This is a genomic window from Bacteroides celer (assembly GCF_002632415.2).
GTDB lineage: Bacteria > Bacteroidota > Bacteroidia > Bacteroidales > Bacteroidaceae > Bacteroides.
Map to the genome: position 1 here is coordinate 3295964 of NZ_CP178209.1, position 17472 is coordinate 3313435.

Here is a 17472-nt window from a genome sequence, read left to right on the forward strand (position 1 = left end):
TATCCTTCTTTTATCCCAACTTCCCTATCTTTGCAGTAGAGAAAATGAAATGAACCATTAAAAATAGAATATATGAAAATAATAGATTTAACCAAAGATAGTTTTGTAGAGAAGGTAGCTGATTATCAATCTTATCCTGATAACTGGAACTTCAAAGGGAATAAACCTTGCCTGGTCGATTTTCATGCCCCGTGGTGCGTCTATTGCAAAGCGTTATCGCCTATATTAGACCAACTGGCTAAAGAATACGAAGGGAAATTAGATATTTATAAAGTAGACGTCGATCAGGAACCGGAATTGGAAAGTGCATTTAAAATCCGCACCATTCCCAACCTGTTACTTTGCCCGCTGAACGGCAAACCGACAATGAAGTTAGGTACAATGAATAAAAACCAATTGAAAGAACTGATAGAAAGCAGTTTGCTTTCAGAATAGAAATACATTAAAAGTCCGGAAAGCTTCTGATGATGATAAACCACCGGGCTCTTAATATCATACTGAACATTTGCTTTTACAATAAGTCCGGATTCGGAAGTAGTATATACTACATTCCGGATCCGGACTCTCTTTGGGGATTATTTCAACTATTCTTTATGCAACAGAATATCAGTTCCCGGAACAATCTTTCCCATCGACCATACACATCGTACATTCAGTTCCTTATCAAGAATCACAATATCAGCATCCTTTCCCTTTGCCAACGCCCCTTTCCGGTCACTCACTCCTATTAAACGGGCAGGAGTTTCAGAAGCCATACGCACGGCATCTTCCAAAGGTATATTTGCTTTCTTCACCATGGTGCGAACCAATACATCCATCGTAGCCAGGCTACCGGCCAATGCAGAATGATCTGCCATCTTACATACGCCGTCCTCTATGATATAGCGAGGATCAATCGGTTCATTCCCTTCATAAGCAGCATAAGCCAAAGCATCGGTAACGAGGCACGTATTCTCTACACCTTTCAACTTATAAACCAATTTTAGAATCGTGGCAGGCAAGTGAATACCATCTGCAATCACTTCCACTGTCATCCCATCCGTCAAATATACGCTCTCCACCGTACCCTCATATTTATACTCACGACGTTTATGGAAACCCGGCATCGCATTATAAAAATGGGCAGCATGAGAGAAGCCCACTGCATACGCAGCCTTGATTTCATCATATTCGGCTTCCGTATGTGTTACGGCAGTCATAATTCCTTTCGAACGGGTATACTTTGCAAAATCATGTGCACCGGGTAGTTCGGGACTAATATCCCAACGTCTGATACAAGACGTACGCGCCAATAAAGGAATATATTCGTTTTCATCCGGAGTTTTCAGAAAACCGTCATACTGTGTTCCCGCCATCTTCGGATTCAGGTAAGGACCTTCGATATGCAGGCCAAGAATAGGAGAATCCTTCTCTTTCATCAGGTTTTCACAGACATCAACTGCTTGGTAGATTCTTTCGAACGAGGTAGATGATAATGTAGGAAATATCCCGGTAGCACCATGTTTCAGATGTGCAGTAGTTGCCGTGCAGAATGCTTCTTCCGTTGCTTCCGTATAATCATGTCCGCCACCTCCATGTGCATGCATACTTACAAATCCGGGCACAATCGTCATCCCTCTGGCATCAATAACCGTTGCACCGATAACCGCCAAATCACTGTTGGTCACCTCTAATATTTTTCCATCACAAATCAATACGGAACCATCTTTCAACCAGCCTTGCGGGGTCAATATTCTTCCATTTATTATTTGAGTCAACATAGTTTTCGTTATTTATTAGATTTAAAACAGTTTATTGGTGCCTTCCACCAGTTCTCCCATCGCCCATACAGCTCTCACATTCAAGTCTCTGTCTAAAGCAATTATATCGGCATCCTTGCCACGCTCCAGCGTTCCTTTACGGTCGAGTACTCCCATAATCCGGGCAGGAGTTTCGGAGGCCATTCTCACGGCATCCTCCAAAGGTATTTCCGCCTTCTGCACCATGGTACGAATCAGTCGATCCATCGTTGCAATACTTCCCGCCAGTGCTGAATGGTCTGCCAGCTTACATACTCCGTCCTCGATAATCACACGCGGATCAAAAGCCACCTGACTATCACTGGCCGCACAAGCCAATGCATCCGTTATCAGACAAGTGCGTTCCACTCCTTTTATCTTGTATACAAGGCGCAAGATTGTTGGAGGCACATGAATACCGTCTGCCACCACTTCCACTGTCATATCATCAATCAGATAAATACTTTCTACCGTACCTTCATACTTGTACTCTTTCCGTTTATGGAATCCCGGCATTGCATTATAAAAATGAGTGGCATGCGTATATCCCGCCTCATAGGCTGTCTGTATATCCTCAAATTCTGCCTGGGTATGTCCTACCGAAGCCAACACCCCTTTCGCTGTGATATATTTACCAAATTGCATGGCTCCGGGAAGTTCCGGTGCGGCATCCCAACGTTTGATACAATGAGTTTCTTCCAGCAACGGAATATATTCTTCGGGATCGGGATCTTTGATATTTTCGGGAATCTGTCCACCTGCCATCGCCATATTGAAATAATGTCCTTCCAGATGAAGTCCGAGCACAGGGCTATTAGGCTCCGCCATCATTTTTTCAGTAGTTTCCGCAGCGGCACGGATCATTGGAATGGTAGAAGAAGAAAGAGTAGGAAAAATACTGGTAGTGCCATGCTGCATATGAGCTTTGATTGCTGTCCGGAAAGCCTCTTCCGTGCCTTCCATAAAGTCTCTTCCACCGCCACCATGAACATAGATTTCTACACCTCCCGGAACAATATACATTCCTTTGGCATCAATCAGTTTGGCTCCGATAATTGCAAGGTCACAATTAGTTACTTCCAGAATTTTATTGTCACGAATAAGAACTGACCCATCCTTCAACCAGCCTTGCGGGGTGAGGATGCGTGCATTAATGATCTGTGTTAACATATCACAAATAGTTAAATTAATTAAAGGTCTGTGTGAATCAATGACGCTCTTTTTTGGGGGGAGTACATTGATTTTTTCGTTTGCAAAATTACGCTTTTCCGTTCAATCTATCGATGCAATCGTCCGGTAAACTTCCAATATTATACAAAAAAAAGGTTGCCAATCTTATCGACTGACAACCTCATCTTATATGGAGCGGAAAACGAGACTCGAACTCGCGACCCTAACCTTGGCAAGGTTATGCTCTACCAACTGAGCTATTTCCGCAAACTAAATTTCGTCATTCAGAAATCTGAAAGATTGGTGCCCAGAACAGGACTCGAACCTGCATGCCTCTCGACACACGCACCTGAAACGTGCGCGTCTACCAATTCCGCCACCTGGGCAAAACTTAGTTCCATTATTTCAAAGAAACAAGAGCGGAAAACGAGACTCGAACTCGCGACCCTAACCTTGGCAAGGTTATGCTCTACCAACTGAGCTATTTCCGCATTTCACTTTCATAAACTGTGAAGAGGAGGAGACTCGAACTCCCACAACATTTCTGTCACTACCACCTCAAAGTAGCGCGTCTACCAATTCCGCCACCTCTCCATAATTTTAAAGTTTAACCTTTGTGCCCAGAACAGGACTCGAACCTGCATGCCTCTCGACACACGCACCTGAAACGTGCGCGTCTACCAATTCCGCCACCTGGGCAAAGATTATTGTTCCAACATTTCAAAGAAACATGAGCGGAAAACGAGACTCGAACTCGCGACCCTAACCTTGGCAAGGTTATGCTCTACCAACTGAGCTATTTCCGCATTTTTTCGTTTGCGGTTGCAAAGGTAGGGATTTTCCGTAAACCTGCAAACATTCTGCCTACTTTTTTCACAGAAATCTGTTCACTTTGCACCTACCGCAAAACAATCATTTTGATTATCAACTCATTCGGTCACGATAATCTTCATAAGAAAATTGCTTGTATATTTCAGCTTTCCCCTCTTTTGTCCAGATGGCAATGGCAGGATGATGAATTCCGTTAAACATATTTGTCTTGACCATCGTATAATGAATCATATCTTCGAACACGATACGCTCTCCGATTTGCAACTCGTGATCGAAGCTCCACAGTCCCATATAATCACCGCTCAAACAGGAATTTCCTCCGAGACGATAAATATATTTTCCTTCATTTCCCATCTCTGCACCACGCACGGCAGGTTGATATGGCATTTCCAGACAATCCGGCATGTGGCAAGTGAAACTAACATTCAAAATAGCCGTCTTGATACCACGACTTTCCACAATATCCACCACTTCGGAAGTCAGCACTCCCGTCTGCCAGGTAAAGGCCGAACCGGGTTCCAGGATAATGCGCAAATGAGGATAGCGTGCTTTTAATCCTTGCAACAGTCTTATCAAATGTTCGGTATCATAGTCCTTACGGGTCATCAGGTGTCCACCACCCAGATTCAACCATTTAATCTGTGGAAACCAATGGGCAAATTTAGCTTCAAGATGTTCCAATGTACGTTCCAGCTCATAAGAAGAAGATTCACAGTGACAATGACAATGAAAGCCTTCAATACCTTGCGGTAATGCTTCAGGCAGCAAATCGGCTGTTATCCCAAAACGTGTGCCGGGTGCACATGGATTATAAAGTTCGGTTTCCACTTCCGAATATTCAGGATTTACGCGGATGCCACAAGAGATGCCACTTCCTTCTGCAACCACCATCGGATAGAAGCGTTCAAACTGCTGCATTGAGTTGAATGTGATATGACTGCTGCAACGCATGATTTCCGAGAAATCCTGTTCCGTATAAGCAGGAGAATATGTATGCGCCTTGCTGCCGAACTCTTCCAATGCCAAACGGGCTTCATACACCGAACTTGCCGTAGAATGATCTATATATTCACGGAATATGGGGAAAGAGCGCCACATGGCAAATGACTTAAAAGCAAGAATGATCTCCACTCCCGCCCTGTCGGCCACGCTTTTTATCAAACACAGGTTCTTTCTTAAAAGCTCTTCTTCCATGATGTAACAAGGAGAAGGGAACTGATTAAAATCTATCATATATAAATTATTATCTAAAATAACGCCTTACGAACGTGGATGCAAAAATACAAATTCAAAAGCAAAGAGGGATTGTTTTATTTTTAATTAAGATATTGGTTTTCGCGAACTTTTTCTTATTTTTACACCTTTATAATCTATAAGTAGTTATATCATCCTAAATACCTGATTGAATATGAATAAAGATTTAAGAAAAGTAGTGATCCTGCTGGCACATCCAAACATGAAAGGATCTCAAGCAAACAAAGCATTAATTGATGCCGTTAGTGACATTGAAGGAGTAGCCGTATTCAACCTTTACGAATTATCGCCTGACATCGCTTTCAATGTAGACGAATGGAGTAAAATCATCTCTGATGCCTCTGCTGTGATCTATCAGTTTCCTTTCTATTGGATGTCTGCACCGTCATTACTAAAGAAATGGCAGGATGAAGTCTTTACTTTCCTATCGAAGACTCCGGCAGTCGCCGGTAAACCGCTGACAGTGGTAACAACTACCGGATCTGAATTCGATGCTTACCGCAGCGGAGGAAGGAATGGTTTCACTACGGACGAACTTTTACGCCCTTATCAGGGCAGTGCTATCCATTCAGGTATGGTGTGGCAGACTCCTATCGTTGTTTATGGAATGGGAACAGCGGATGCGGGAAAGAATATCGCTGAAGGAGCAAATACATACAGACAGCGGGTAGAGATGCTGGTCAATAGCAGTAACGCCGGAAATAATTGGTAAGACTATGAAAAGCCGTAGCTTTATCTAATCTAAAGCTACGCTTTACAGATGCTAAAGCATAGCTTTGGCTTTCACAAAACACTTCTTTTTTCAACGTCAGTAGCGGCAAGAAAATCTCCCCCCGATTACAGACATTATTAATCCGCCAATAGTACCTTAAAAGGAACACATCGTTATTCAGACGAATATCTACCACGGATATTTATCTTTAGCAACAGCATTTTTCATATCATCTTCCTATTTTATGATCCACTGCCCCAAAGTCCGTGTTGTACTATCAAAATTCACTCCCACCTTGACAACCTTGCGATGATCTATCTCGTAAGGAATAGCATATTGTTTACTATCAATTTGAGCCAATGCTTCTTCAGGAGTTCCATCTACTTTAAATTCAAATACATAAATTGCATCGGACATCTTAATTACCACGTCAGCCCTGCCAATAGCATTCTTTACTTCTACATCTACATATTGGCCCATTAAACGGAATAATAAATAGAAGATAGTCTGATAATGTTTCTCCTGATTGTTCTCCAAATCATAAGGTATAGAAGAAAAGAAAGAACGAGTACGAAGAAGACACTGCTCAATATCACCTTTCATCAGGTCTCTTACAAAAGAGACTACATAAAAGTTACTTTCTCGTGTCGGTTGATTGAGATAGGAAGGGATCAACGTCTCAATAAAGCCTATTTTAACTTCTTCGTTGGGATAGCCTAATGTGTATGTACGAAAGAGAGGTTCATATCCTTTGATAGTCAAATAGCCACTCTGATAAAGTACGGGAATCGGATCGGTAATAACCTCTGTCGCTTTATCAAAATCTTCGTCTTTCACTTCCATCTTTTCCAATAGATTAAGACTGAAGTCCATTCGCTGTAACATTTCAATCAAGAAAGTAGGCGTGCCGGTAGAAAACCAAAAGCTCTTATAATCTCTTTGCGAAAATGCATTGAAAAGGCTGAACGGATTGTAAATATCTTCACAATTCTTACTGAAATGATAACCGTCATACTGCCGTTTCAAATGCCGACAAGCCTCTTCATAGGTTTCATTATTCGCTTGAGCTATCCTCTCAATATCCGGTTGCATCTGACTTAGCAACTCTTGCTCTGTAATACCACAAATAGCACTATAATCATCGCTCATACTGATATTCTGCAAGTTATTCAGCTCACTAAATATACTCATCTGACTGAACTTGCTGATTCCTGTCAAAAACAAGAAACGAAGATATTGCCCTTGTGCTTTAAGAGGACTGAAGAACTTCCGCATTTCAGTTCGCAATTGTCCTTGTAAAGCAGAGTCACTATTACTATCCAATAAAGGTGCATCATATTCGTCAATCAATACGACAGCCTGCTTTCCTGTCTGTTGGTAGATTCGTTGAAGCAACCCGGTTAAACGGGCCGCATAGCTCGTTTCTTCTTCATTTTTCCCATAAGTCCTCTCCCATTCGCTTAGATAAAGATTCAATTGCTCTTGCAAATCTTCGATTGTGGTGTATTTTGTTCTGCTAAAATCAATATGCAACACAGGATAAACAGTCCATTCCTGTTCCAATTGCTCCATTGCAAGTCCGTTGAATAATTCCTTTTTGCCGGAAAAATATGCTTCCAACGTAGAGACTAGAAGACTCTTTCCAAAGCGGCGAGGACGACTAAGGAAATAAATCTTATTTGTATGGGTCAAATGATAAATTAATGCAGTTTTATCAATATACACACAATCATTATTACGTAAATCCTCAAAATTCTGTATTCCGATAGGATATCTTCTAAATGTCTCTTTCATACCACTCTAATGCTTTTATTGGAAATATGAACAAAGATACGAAATAAAATGATTACATGACACTTAATATTATTATAAAACCCTACAAAATCATTCAATTTCATTGTTCAATTCACTTAAACTTATCTAAAGAACTACCTTATTAATAGCTATTAAAATAGTGACGCTATCCCACCAACATAGTGACGGTATATGCTTAGGATAGCGTCACTATTCCAGGCATATACCGTCACTATGTTTAAACCGGATATTTCGGGCTGTTATTTCTAGTTCCTGCGCTGTGTAGGCAGGGTAAATTCTTGCGAATCACAAATCACTCCATTCTCGTCCGCCACTGCGACACGGAATGTAACTTCACCGTCTTTCAATTTTTCACCTGCATGAATGGAAGCGGTATAACGGATACCTTCACCCGGAAGAATTTCCTCCACCATCACGGAAGGAGAAATGCCGAGATGCTTCACCTTCCCCACCGTTTCTACCACAGGAACTACATTATAAACAGGATTTCTCCCTTCATTCATAATCTCAAAAATTATCTTGCTATTTTCTCCCGCATCAATCACATGACTGCGATTATCATCTATAAAACGGATCTTGCGCAACTTCAGTTGAGAAATAGGCTGCTGCACCGGCTGCTTCTTATATTTTTGCACACGGACTTCCCTCACTTCAGGAATATACGCATCTTCCTCTATTTGCTCTTGTCTCGGCGCCGTCAACGCGTTTCCAATAGCCGCACCGGCAATGGTTCCCACAATATTCCCAATAGCAGAACCACGGTAACCGCCTCTCCAGCCATGATTATTATCTCCGATAAGTCCACCTATCGAACTTCCCAGACTACCTCCGATAGAAGCACCTGCCATGATAGCTCCCGGATTTCCCATACGCCCCGACGCACATCCACTCAAAATCAAAGCGGAAAGCAAAATTACTGTTAGTTGTTTCTTCATGAGTCTCTCTATTTAGTGTTATTATTTATTCTACCACTTTAAAACGAGCGAAACGTAATAATAGTTGTTTGTCTCCCGCATTTTTAAAATGAATAGTTGCTTTCGCATTGTCTCCCGTTCCTTCTACTTTAATCACTTCACCCAATCCGAAACGTTCGTGCTCTATCATCTGTCCGGCCTGTACTCCTGCTACCGATGCAGAAGTGGAAGAGGTTGCCTGTACACCGTTACTTGGGCTAACAGTACTAACTTTCTTCAAATTTCTCGGTACGCTGGGAGCAATGATCTGTGCTTTCGGACGTTCACGCTGTTCGGAAGATGTACTTCCGAAAGGGGCACGCGACGGAGAAGCTGAACGGGTGAATCCTCCTTCAATCTCTCTACGGAAACGTCCTGCACCTTCATCGACAGCCCGGCTCACTCCTGCCTCATGCGGCAGTTGCAAGTAATGAACATCGATATCACGCAAGAAACGACTGGGGCTTCCAAATTCCATCTTTCCATAACGGAAACGGGTTTTGGCAAAAGACAGATAACAATGTTCCTCCGCACGAGTAATAGCTACATAGAACAAACGACGTTCTTCTTCCAGTGCCCGGGGAGAATCTCCTACCATCCCACTGGGAAACAGGTTTTCTTCCAGACCGACCACAAATACATTCTTAAACTCCAATCCTTTAGCCGAATGAACTGTCATCAACGTTATCTTTTCCCCATCATCCGCCTTGTCGGAATCCTGATCGGTAAGTAATGCAATCTCCGAAAGGAAATCGGTAAGGGACACATTCGGGTTACCCTCCTCCTGCCGCAAAGCGCAGAAGTCATTCATTCCATTCACCAACTCTTCTATATTTTCCTTACGGCTTAGGTTCTCGGGGGATGTGTCCTGACAGACATCGTTGATAATGCCGGACTGACGGATGATATTCGTTCCTATTTCATAAGCGTTCTTATCTGCCTGATCGACAATGAAACCTTCTATCAATTCACGAAAGCCTTGCAGTTTTGCATGCGTTCCTTTATTTATATCCAGTCCGTAACTCAATGGTTCGCAGAGTGCCGCCCAAAGACTTACGCCATGATCGGTAGCCGCCGATATAATCTTCCCGACTGTCGTATCTCCAATACCACGAGCCGGATAATTAATGATTCGCTTGAATGCTTCTTCATCATTCGGATTCACTACCAAACGGAAATAAGCAATCACATCTTTTATCTCTTTTCGCTGGTAGAACGAAAGTCCTCCGTAAATCTTATAAGGTATACTCCGTTTTCGAAGAGCCTCTTCAAAAATACGGCTTTGTGCATTCGTACGATACAGGATGGCAAAATCAGCATATCCGTAGCGATACTCCCGTCGTAGCTCTGCAATCTTATTAGCTACAATATCCCCCTCTTCCACATCGCTATACGCCTGAAATACGCCGATAGGTTCCCCCTTTTCTTTCTCCGAAAACACGGCTTTCCGTATCTGGCGTTCATTCTTCTCAATCAAGCTATTGGCAGCACAAACAATGGTTTGTGTGGAACGGTAATTCTGCTCCAGTTTAAAGACTTTCGTATTGGGGTAGATTTTTGTAAAATAGAGAATATTATCAATATCCGCCCCACGGAAAGAATAGATACTTTGCGCATCGTCTCCCACCACACAGACACGTTGATTCTCTTTAGTCAGTTGCAGAACAATGCTATGCTGCGCATAATTCGTATCCTGATACTCGTCCACCAATACATAACGGAACTGATCGCGATAACGTGCCAGCACTTCCGGAAAGTCACGAAACAGAATATAGGTATATACCAATAAATCATCAAAATCCATCGCTCCCGCCTGACGGCATCTGTCCCAATAACGAGTATAGATATCACGGATAGCAGGCATCTTGGCAGCCATATCTCCTTCGTAAGCCTCTTTATTGGCAGCGTATCCCGTAGGAGTGACCAAATGGTTTTTGGCATTGGAGATACGTGCCTGCACTACTCCCGGTTTATAAGTTTTCTCGTCCAATCCCATCTCTTTGATGATGGAACGAAGCAGGCTCTTACTATCAGCCGTATCATAGATGGTGAACTGGGAAGTGAACCCTATAAATGTTGCTTCGGCACGAAGAATCCGTGAGAAGATGGAATGGAAAGTCCCCATCCACAAATAACGTGCCCGTTCCATACCTACCTGACGCGCAATACGCTCTTTCATCTCGCGCGCCGCCTTATTCGTAAAGGTCAGTGCAAGGATATTCCACGGATTGTAGCCGTTCTCCTGTTCCAGCAAGTAAGCGATTTTATAAGTCAATACGCGCGTCTTCCCCGAACCTGCACCGGCTATCACCAGTGAAGGACCGTCATTATAAGTCACTGCAGCACACTGACTCTCGTTCAATTCATCTATATAATTGGTATTCATAACAGCATTATAAAAACAATGTGGATTTTTAACAAACCCTTGGCATTCAAATTTGTTCTCAATACAAAAGTATAATATTCATTCGAGAATGAAGGTATTTTTATGAATTTTCATCACTAACTATTTTAACCTAACACCAAAAAGCAATGAAAAGAAGTATATTTTTATCGATTATTTTGAGTTTGTTTCTGGTCGCCTGCATTCCACAGGCAATGGCACAAAAGCAGAGCCGCCTGGAAAAGCTGCTAAGGTATCTGAACGATAATGACGCCGACAAATGGCAGAAAAACCGTGATAAGATAGATGACGAGACACAAACCTATTATGCCGAGGAACTGGCATTATTGGATGTGCTCAACGGATTGTGGAACGAGCAAAGCGAACAGGCTGCCACCAACTATTTCGGATGCTATGAAAGGGCAACGAAAGCTTATTTTCCCAATATCTGTGAAGAAGAGAAAATACAACTTTCCAACGTACAAAACAAAGCGGAACTGGCTGTTATCTCCATTCTGGAAGCTTCGAAAGATCAAATCCCTTTTAGCAAGACGTTGATGGACAGTATCCAGTCAAGCGGTTATCCGGGAGATTCTACCATCTTGCAAAAGGTACGGGACATCCGTGAAATAGCTTTACTGGAAGGTATGCTGAAAACACCTACGCTGAATATTTATCAAACGTACATCACGGAATATCCGAACGGCAAATTTATCTCTCAAATCAACACTGCGGAAAACAAACGGCTTTACCAGATTGTAAAGAGTAATCCGACATCAGCGAATTTCAAGGCATTTTTTGATAACGCCAACATGCAGAAATTCTTCACGGATAAAGATACGCGTCCATTCCTTCCGGAAGTCCGCGCGTTATACGATGATTTTCTGTTTCAAGGAATCGACAGCCTCCGAGAGAAAGGAAACGCAACAGACATCCGGCAGATTATTGACGAGTATAAGCAATCACCTTACCTGACTTCCACAGCACGTACTCATCTGGACGACCTTGAATATCTTAGTGAAAAAGCTGATTTTGAGCTTTTAAAAGCTGCCATTGTCAATTCCGAATCTTTGAGTATGCTGCAGGATTTTCTTTGCACACACAGGTATAAGGAATTTCGTGACCAGACCAATGCACTACGGACACCGTTTATTCTGCAAACAATCATATCCACTCCTACTTCCGTGAAATACTATAATGGAGGACGATTGATTAAGTCTGCGGAAAATGACAGTACGGGAAATACCTCGACCACTTATTCGTATGATGATAAGGGGCAGCTCATTTCTACATTGTCGCTTACCGTAAAGAACGGTCAGCCAAGCAATGAAATACAAACGAACAGATTATACGATCCGCAAGGTCACTGCATCTTTGAAGTGCAAACGAATCCGAAAACCAAAACGGATCTCTACCGACGGACACGCCGTATCGGTACGGACGGAAGTATCGAGAGTGATTCGCTCAAGTATACAGATGGAAGAGTCATCATAAGTTCCTATAATAAACAGGGGTTATTGACCGAAACCAAAGAGTATAATAAGAATGGAGAACTTCAGGCGTACACCGCAAACAAATATGATGATAAAGGCAGATTGATTTCATCCCAACATCAAAACCTGCTTTTTGCAAATTCTTCGGATCAGATTATTTCACAAAAAGATGCTTATGAATACGATAAATACGGTTATCTGACACAGATCGTTTACCAACGGATTTTAGGCAATAACCAGAAAACATCGGGATGCCTGATCTGCCTGTACGATAAATACGGAAACCAGATCGATAGTAATTCTTATTATGAATATGATAATACGGGCCAATGGATCTGCCGGACCGACCGTGAGCATCCGAAAGAAGTGGAACGTATACAGTACATTTACAAATAAAGTAAGATGCTGTGAACATTTTGCAAAGGGCTTCTGTTATTATAGTATAACAAGCCAATTAAAACTTGTAACATTATGAATACTATATTAATGTCTTTAATTATGATGACCATGACTTACGAAATGCCTAAACTTCCTTACGCTAACAATGCGTTGGAACCTGTAATCAGTCAGCAAACAATAGATTTCCATTACGGAAAACATCTACAAACGTATGTAAATAATCTGAATAGCCTCGTGCCCGGAACAGAATATGAAGGTAAAACGGTAGAAGAAATCGTTGCAGCCGCACCGGATGGAGCTATATTCAATAACGCCGGACAAGTATTGAACCACAACCTGTACTTCCTGCAATTTGCCCCGAAACCTTCGAAGAAGGAACCGGCCGGTAAACTGGGAGAAGCTATCAAACGTGACTTTGGCAGCTTTGAAAACTTCAAGAAAGAATTCAATGCAGCAGCAGTCGGATTGTTTGGTTCAGGATGGGCTTGGCTATCCGTAGATAAAGACGGTAAACTGAAAATCACTAAAGAGGGGAACGGCAGCAATCCAGTACGTGCCGGTTTGAAACCACTTCTCGGATTTGACGTTTGGGAACACTCCTATTATCTGGATTACCAGAACCGCCGTGCCGACCACGTAAACGCCCTGTGGGATATCATCGACTGGGATGTGGTTGAAAAAAGAATGTAATTAAATTTACAAGCTAAACTATACTTATGGAAAAAGTCGTTGTGTTTTTCACAGCGACCTTTTTTACAGATTAAAAAGAACAGACTTTTATTGTATATCAGATGCATTAGTTGTATTTTTGCAACTCATAAAACAACATAACAAACAATTATGATACTGTATAAAAGAAAAAAAATACGATTTATTGTCTCCATTGCTGTACTCCTTTTCCTCCCCCTTTTCGGCAATGCTGCCACCACAGAAGAATCTGAGGAAGAAATTCTGTTTATCACCTCTTATAATTCTGACACTAAATATACCTACGATAACATCAGCACATTTGTAGAAACCTACACCCAATTGGGAGGAAGATATTCGACCATGGTAGAAAATATGAATGCAACAGACTTAACGCAGGCGCATCAATGGAAAAAAACATTAACTGATATTCTGGACAAACATCCGAAAGCCAAATTAGTTATTCTCCTGGGTGGTGAAGCATGGAGCAGTTTTCTTCATCTCGAAGATGAAAAGTACAAGCAGCTTCCTGTTTTCTGTGCAATGGCATCACGCAACGGTATCCGTATTCCGGAGGATTCGACCGACATCCGAAGCTATAATCCTGAAAGCATCAACTTAATGGAACGCATGAAGGAATACAACGTAAGATATTGTAGCACATACGAATATGATATCAAAAAAGACATTGAAATGATACAGGATTTCTATCCGGAAACAGAACACCTTGTATTTGTATCGGATAACACATACAACGGACTTGCCGAACTGGCATGGTTCAAGAAAAACCTGCAACATTTCCCACAGTTGTCTATCACCTACGTCGATGGCCGCATCCATACACTCGATATGGCTGCCAGTCAATTGCGCAATCTTCCCAGAAACACAGTCATGTTGCTTGGCATCTGGAGAATCGATAACCGGGGTATTACTTACATGAATAACTCCGTTTATGCTTTTTCCAAAGCCAATCCTCTCCTGCCTATGTTCAGCATGACTTCTACTGCAATAGGTTACTGGGCTATCGGAGGATATGTCCCGCAATATGAAGGAGTGGGACAAAGCATGGGAGAATATGCCTACCGCTTTTTAGACCAGAAGGAAACTGATATCAGCAGTATCAATATCTTACCCAACAGATATAAATTTGATGCGAAGAAACTAAAGGAATGGGGATTTGGAAACAAGAAGTTACCTGTCAACTCAATGGTAATCAATCAGCCCATCCCGTTCTTTGTGGCCTATAAGACAGAAGTGCAATTCATCCTGATTATATTTCTCGTATTAGTAGGAAGTCTAATGATTTCGCTGTATTACTATTACCGGACTAAAATCCTGAAGAATCACCTTGAAAGAACTACGAAACAACTACGGGAAGATAAAAAGAAGCTGGAAGAGTCTGAAGTCGAATTGCGTGATGCTAAAGAGCGCGCCGAAGAAGCTAATCAGCTGAAAAGTGCCTTTGTTTCGAATATGAGCCACGAGATACGGACTCCGCTAAATGCTATTGTCGGTTTCTCCAGCCTGATTATCGGTTCGGTAGAGCAGAATAACGAACTGAAAGAATACGCAGATATTGTCCAGACCAACTCCAATCTGCTGCTCCAACTGATTAGTGATGTACTGGATATATCACGCCTGGAATCAGGAAAGCTGCAATTCAACTATGAATGGTGTGAGCTGGTGAACCATTGCCAGAATATGATTACTCTGACCAACCGGAACAAGACAATGGATGTAGACATTAAACTGCAAATGCCTAAAGAGCCTTACATGCTCTACACAGATCCCTTGCGCCTGCAACAGATTATTATCAATCTGCTGAACAATGCCTTGAAATTCACTCCTGCCGGAGGAAGCATTACGCTGGATTATGAAGTGGACGAAGAAAAGCAATGTATGCTGTTCTCGGTAACTGATACTGGCACCGGAATCCCCGAAGATAAACAGGAGCTGGTATTCCAACGTTTCGAAAAGCTGAATGAGTTCGTACAGGGTACAGGATTGGGACTGGCTATCTGCAAACTGACCATCCAATATATGGGAGGTGATATCTGGATTGACAAGGATTACAAAAATGGCGCCCGGTTTATCTTTTCTCATCCTATCAAAAAACAGGAATCAACAGAAAAATGAAAAAAAATCGAATGATTTAGTGTTTTTCTGTTTCTTTTTCACTTACTTTGCCCCCGTAAAGACAAAGGGGTGCCCCATGAGGGGCTGAGATTATACCCTAGGAACCTGAGGCAGTTAGTACTGACGTAGGGATTGTGTTTCTTCTTATCGCCTTTCCATTCAAGCACGCTCTTTGTATTTACTTTCAACTTATTTATTCTGATAGGACAATGAAAGTACAAGTGAACAACAAAGAGGTGGAAATTACTCCCGACTCTACCCTTACACAACTGACAGCACAGCTCGAACTTCCGGTTCAAGGCATTGCTATCGCCGTAAACAACAAAATGATTCCCCGTACCGAATGGGAGGGTTTCATATTGCATGAGAACGATAACCTGGTGATTATCAAAGCTGCTTGCGGAGGATAAGGGAATGGTCAGTCTACAATTTATCACGCATCAGACCGAACGGTACTCGTACCTCGAATCGGCACGTATGGCACTCGAAGGCGGGTGCAAATGGATCCAACTACGCATGAAAGAGGCTCCTCTCGAAGAAGTGGAGGCAGTAGCCCTGCAACTGAAACCGCTTTGTAAAGAGCACGAAGCAATCCTGGTTCTGGACGATCACGTTGAACTGGCGCGAAAGCTGGAAGTGGACGGTGTGCATCTGGGCAAAAAGGATATGCCTATCGACCAGGCCCGCCAAATTCTTGGAGAGGCTTTCATCATCGGCGGCACTGCAAATACATTCGAAGATGTTGTACAGCACTATCGTGCCGGTGCCGATTATCTTGGCATCGGTCCTTTCCGGTTTACTACCACCAAAAAGAATTTAAGCCCTGTACTGGGATTGGAAGGCTATTCCTCCATCCTTTCACAGATGAAAGAGGCGAATATCGAAATCCCCGTAGTAGCGATTGGTGGAATCACTTATGAGGATATTCCTGCCATACTTCACACAGGAGTAAACGGGATAGCCCTGTCGGGAACCATTCTCGGAGCGGATAATCCGATAGAAGAAACACGTAGAATCCTGAATCATGCGTAAAGCAATGATGTACAATCAGTAATTTAATTTATAATATATATAGAATGGAAAAGTTAGTAATTGCGGGACGCGAATTTAACTCCCGTCTTTTCCTGGGAACAGGAAAATTCAATTCCAATGAAGTAATGGAACAAGCTATTCTGGCTTCAGGCACGGAAATGGTTACTGTTGCCATGAAACGAATCGACATGGACAACAAAGAGGATGACATGCTGAAACATATTATTCATCCGAATATTCAGCTATTGCCCAATACTTCCGGTGTACGTAATGCAGAAGAGGCTGTTTTTGCAGCACAGTTGGCTCGTGAAGCCTTTGGAACAAACTGGTTGAAACTGGAAATTCACCCGGACCCACGCTATCTGCTCCCTGACTCTATCGAGACACTGAAAGCTACGGAAGAACTGGTAAAACTGGGTTTTATCGTGTTGCCTTATTGTCAGGCTGACCCTGTACTCTGCAAACGTCTGGAAGAAGCGGGCGCAGCTACCGTTATGCCGCTCGGTGCACCAATCGGTACCAATAAAGGATTGCAGACCAAAGAATTCTTGCAAATCATTATCGAACAGGCAGGTATCCCGGTAGTCGTAGATGCGGGTATCGGTGCACCCAGTCATGCTGCCGAAGCAATGGAACTGGGAGCTTCCGCTGTATTAGTTAATACCGCAATAGCCGTTGCCGGAAATCCGGTAGAAATGGCAAAAGCATTCAAAGCGGCTACAGAAGCCGGCAGACAGGCTTACGAAGCAGGATTAGGATTACAAGCCGTCGACTTCGTGGCAGAAGCAAGTTCACCTCTAACGGCTTTTCTTGATTAAAAACGAATAAA

Annotated in this window: 14 protein-coding genes, 6 tRNA genes and 1 riboswitch; of the genes, 8 read left to right on the top strand and 12 right to left on the bottom strand. The window is 42.6% G+C overall.

Annotated elements, in window-relative coordinates:
* Positions 1–72 precede the first annotated feature (72 nt).
* A complete protein-coding gene (locus CJF29_RS13380) occupies positions 73–435 on the top strand; it encodes a thioredoxin family protein (protein ID WP_004310042.1) in 363 nt (120 codons plus the stop codon).
* Between the two features lie 149 nt (positions 436–584).
* Here CJF29_RS13380 and nagA (CJF29_RS13385) read toward each other — a convergent pair whose 3' ends face one another.
* From nagA (CJF29_RS13385) to nspC, 9 genes are all read right to left on the bottom strand, one after another.
* A complete protein-coding gene (gene nagA, locus CJF29_RS13385; protein WP_099145912.1) occupies positions 585–1760 on the bottom strand; it encodes an N-acetylglucosamine-6-phosphate deacetylase in 1176 nt (391 codons plus the stop codon).
* Between the two features lie 21 nt (positions 1761–1781).
* Positions 1782–2948, bottom strand: coding sequence for an N-acetylglucosamine-6-phosphate deacetylase (nagA, locus tag CJF29_RS13390; RefSeq protein WP_099145913.1), 1167 nt, complete (start codon positions 2946–2948; stop codon positions 1782–1784).
* A gap of 191 nt (positions 2949–3139) precedes the next feature.
* Positions 3140–3215: transfer RNA gene (locus CJF29_RS13395), tRNA-Gly, on the bottom strand.
* 34 nt (positions 3216–3249) lie between these two features.
* Positions 3250–3334, bottom strand: a tRNA-Leu gene (locus tag CJF29_RS13400).
* Positions 3335–3366: 32 nt separating this feature from the next.
* A tRNA-Gly gene (locus CJF29_RS13405) sits at positions 3367–3439 on the bottom strand.
* Positions 3440–3458: 19 nt separating this feature from the next.
* Positions 3459–3542, bottom strand: a tRNA-Leu gene (locus CJF29_RS13410).
* 23 nt (positions 3543–3565) lie between these two features.
* Positions 3566–3647: transfer RNA gene (locus CJF29_RS13415), tRNA-Leu, on the bottom strand.
* Between the two features lie 34 nt (positions 3648–3681).
* Positions 3682–3754 (bottom strand) — tRNA-Gly (locus CJF29_RS13420).
* Positions 3755–3872: 118 nt separating this feature from the next.
* Positions 3873–5012, bottom strand: a complete 1140-nt coding sequence (gene nspC / locus CJF29_RS13425) for a carboxynorspermidine decarboxylase (RefSeq protein ID WP_074557025.1) — start codon at positions 5010–5012, stop codon at positions 3873–3875.
* Between the two features lie 175 nt (positions 5013–5187).
* On the opposite strand from nspC, the gene CJF29_RS13430 reads away from it, so the two are divergent.
* Positions 5188–5745, top strand: coding sequence for an NAD(P)H-dependent oxidoreductase (locus tag CJF29_RS13430; RefSeq protein WP_074557026.1), 558 nt, complete (start codon positions 5188–5190; stop codon positions 5743–5745).
* 237 nt (positions 5746–5982) lie between these two features.
* Here the strand turns inward: CJF29_RS13430 and CJF29_RS13435 are convergent, their stop codons facing one another.
* The 3 genes from CJF29_RS13435 to CJF29_RS13445 form a co-directional block, all read right to left on the bottom strand.
* Positions 5983–7539 (bottom strand): ATP-binding protein, encoded by a 1557-nt coding sequence (locus tag CJF29_RS13435; RefSeq protein WP_099145914.1) that lies wholly within the window; start codon positions 7537–7539, stop codon positions 5983–5985.
* 266 nt (positions 7540–7805) lie between these two features.
* Positions 7806–8495: a glycine zipper family protein gene (locus CJF29_RS13440; protein WP_099145915.1), complete on the bottom strand. Its 690-nt coding sequence runs from the start codon at positions 8493–8495 to the stop codon at positions 7806–7808.
* A gap of 25 nt (positions 8496–8520) precedes the next feature.
* Entirely contained in the window at positions 8521–10899 is a 2379-nt protein-coding gene (locus tag CJF29_RS13445) for an ATP-dependent helicase (protein ID WP_099145916.1), read from the bottom strand.
* 146 nt (positions 10900–11045) lie between these two features.
* Here CJF29_RS13445 and CJF29_RS13450 point away from each other — a divergent pair, with 146 nt between their 5' ends.
* The 6 genes from CJF29_RS13450 (at position 11046) to CJF29_RS13475 (ending at position 17461) form a co-directional block, all read left to right on the top strand.
* The gene (locus tag CJF29_RS13450) at positions 11046–12785 is read left to right on the top strand and encodes a hypothetical protein (RefSeq protein WP_099145917.1); all 1740 of its coding nucleotides are present in this window, start codon (positions 11046–11048) and stop codon (positions 12783–12785) included.
* A gap of 75 nt (positions 12786–12860) precedes the next feature.
* Positions 12861–13478, top strand: a complete 618-nt coding sequence (locus CJF29_RS13455) for a superoxide dismutase (RefSeq protein WP_004295710.1) — start codon at positions 12861–12863, stop codon at positions 13476–13478.
* Between the two features lie 150 nt (positions 13479–13628).
* Positions 13629–15611: a sensor histidine kinase gene (locus tag CJF29_RS13460; RefSeq protein WP_176553092.1), complete on the top strand. Its 1983-nt coding sequence runs from the start codon at positions 13629–13631 to the stop codon at positions 15609–15611.
* 55 nt (positions 15612–15666) lie between these two features.
* A riboswitch (TPP riboswitch) is annotated at positions 15667–15760 on the top strand.
* Between the two features lie 60 nt (positions 15761–15820).
* Positions 15821–16021 carry a sulfur carrier protein ThiS gene (gene thiS, locus CJF29_RS13465; RefSeq protein ID WP_004303537.1) on the top strand — a complete coding sequence of 67 codons (201 nt, stop codon included), beginning with the start codon at positions 15821–15823 and terminating at the stop codon, positions 16019–16021.
* Between the two features lie 4 nt (positions 16022–16025).
* Positions 16026–16643: a thiamine phosphate synthase gene (locus CJF29_RS13470; RefSeq protein WP_004312310.1), complete on the top strand. Its 618-nt coding sequence runs from the start codon at positions 16026–16028 to the stop codon at positions 16641–16643.
* Positions 16644–16687: 44 nt separating this feature from the next.
* Positions 16688–17461: a thiazole synthase gene (locus tag CJF29_RS13475; RefSeq protein WP_004295706.1), complete on the top strand. Its 774-nt coding sequence runs from the start codon at positions 16688–16690 to the stop codon at positions 17459–17461.
* Positions 17462–17472 lie beyond the last annotated feature (11 nt).

Bases quoted from the DNA above. Each gene is read 5' to 3' on its own strand.
- CJF29_RS13475 (WP_004295706.1), top strand. From the start codon at position 16,688: ATGGAAAAGTTAGTAATTGCGGGACGCGAATTTAACTCCCGTCTTTTC.
- CJF29_RS13380 (WP_004310042.1), top strand. From the start codon at position 73: ATGAAAATAATAGATTTAACCAAAGATAGTTTTGTAGAGAAGGTAGCT.
- thiS (WP_004303537.1), top strand. From the start codon at position 15,821: ATGAAAGTACAAGTGAACAACAAAGAGGTGGAAATTACTCCCGACTCT.
- nagA (WP_099145913.1), bottom strand. From the start codon at position 2,948: ATGTTAACACAGATCATTAATGCACGCATCCTCACCCCGCAAGGCTGG.
- CJF29_RS13470 (WP_004312310.1), top strand. From the start codon at position 16,026: ATGGTCAGTCTACAATTTATCACGCATCAGACCGAACGGTACTCGTAC.
- nagA (WP_099145912.1), bottom strand. From the start codon at position 1,760: ATGTTGACTCAAATAATAAATGGAAGAATATTGACCCCGCAAGGCTGG.
- CJF29_RS13440 (WP_099145915.1), bottom strand. From the start codon at position 8,495: ATGAAGAAACAACTAACAGTAATTTTGCTTTCCGCTTTGATTTTGAGT.
- CJF29_RS13435 (WP_099145914.1), bottom strand. From the start codon at position 7,539: ATGAAAGAGACATTTAGAAGATATCCTATCGGAATACAGAATTTTGAG.
- nspC (WP_074557025.1), bottom strand. From the start codon at position 5,012: ATGATAGATTTTAATCAGTTCCCTTCTCCTTGTTACATCATGGAAGAA.
- CJF29_RS13430 (WP_074557026.1), top strand. From the start codon at position 5,188: ATGAATAAAGATTTAAGAAAAGTAGTGATCCTGCTGGCACATCCAAAC.
- CJF29_RS13450 (WP_099145917.1), top strand. From the start codon at position 11,046: ATGAAAAGAAGTATATTTTTATCGATTATTTTGAGTTTGTTTCTGGTC.
- CJF29_RS13455 (WP_004295710.1), top strand. From the start codon at position 12,861: ATGAATACTATATTAATGTCTTTAATTATGATGACCATGACTTACGAA.
- CJF29_RS13460 (WP_176553092.1), top strand. From the start codon at position 13,629: ATGATACTGTATAAAAGAAAAAAAATACGATTTATTGTCTCCATTGCT.
- CJF29_RS13445 (WP_099145916.1), bottom strand. From the start codon at position 10,899: ATGAATACCAATTATATAGATGAATTGAACGAGAGTCAGTGTGCTGCA.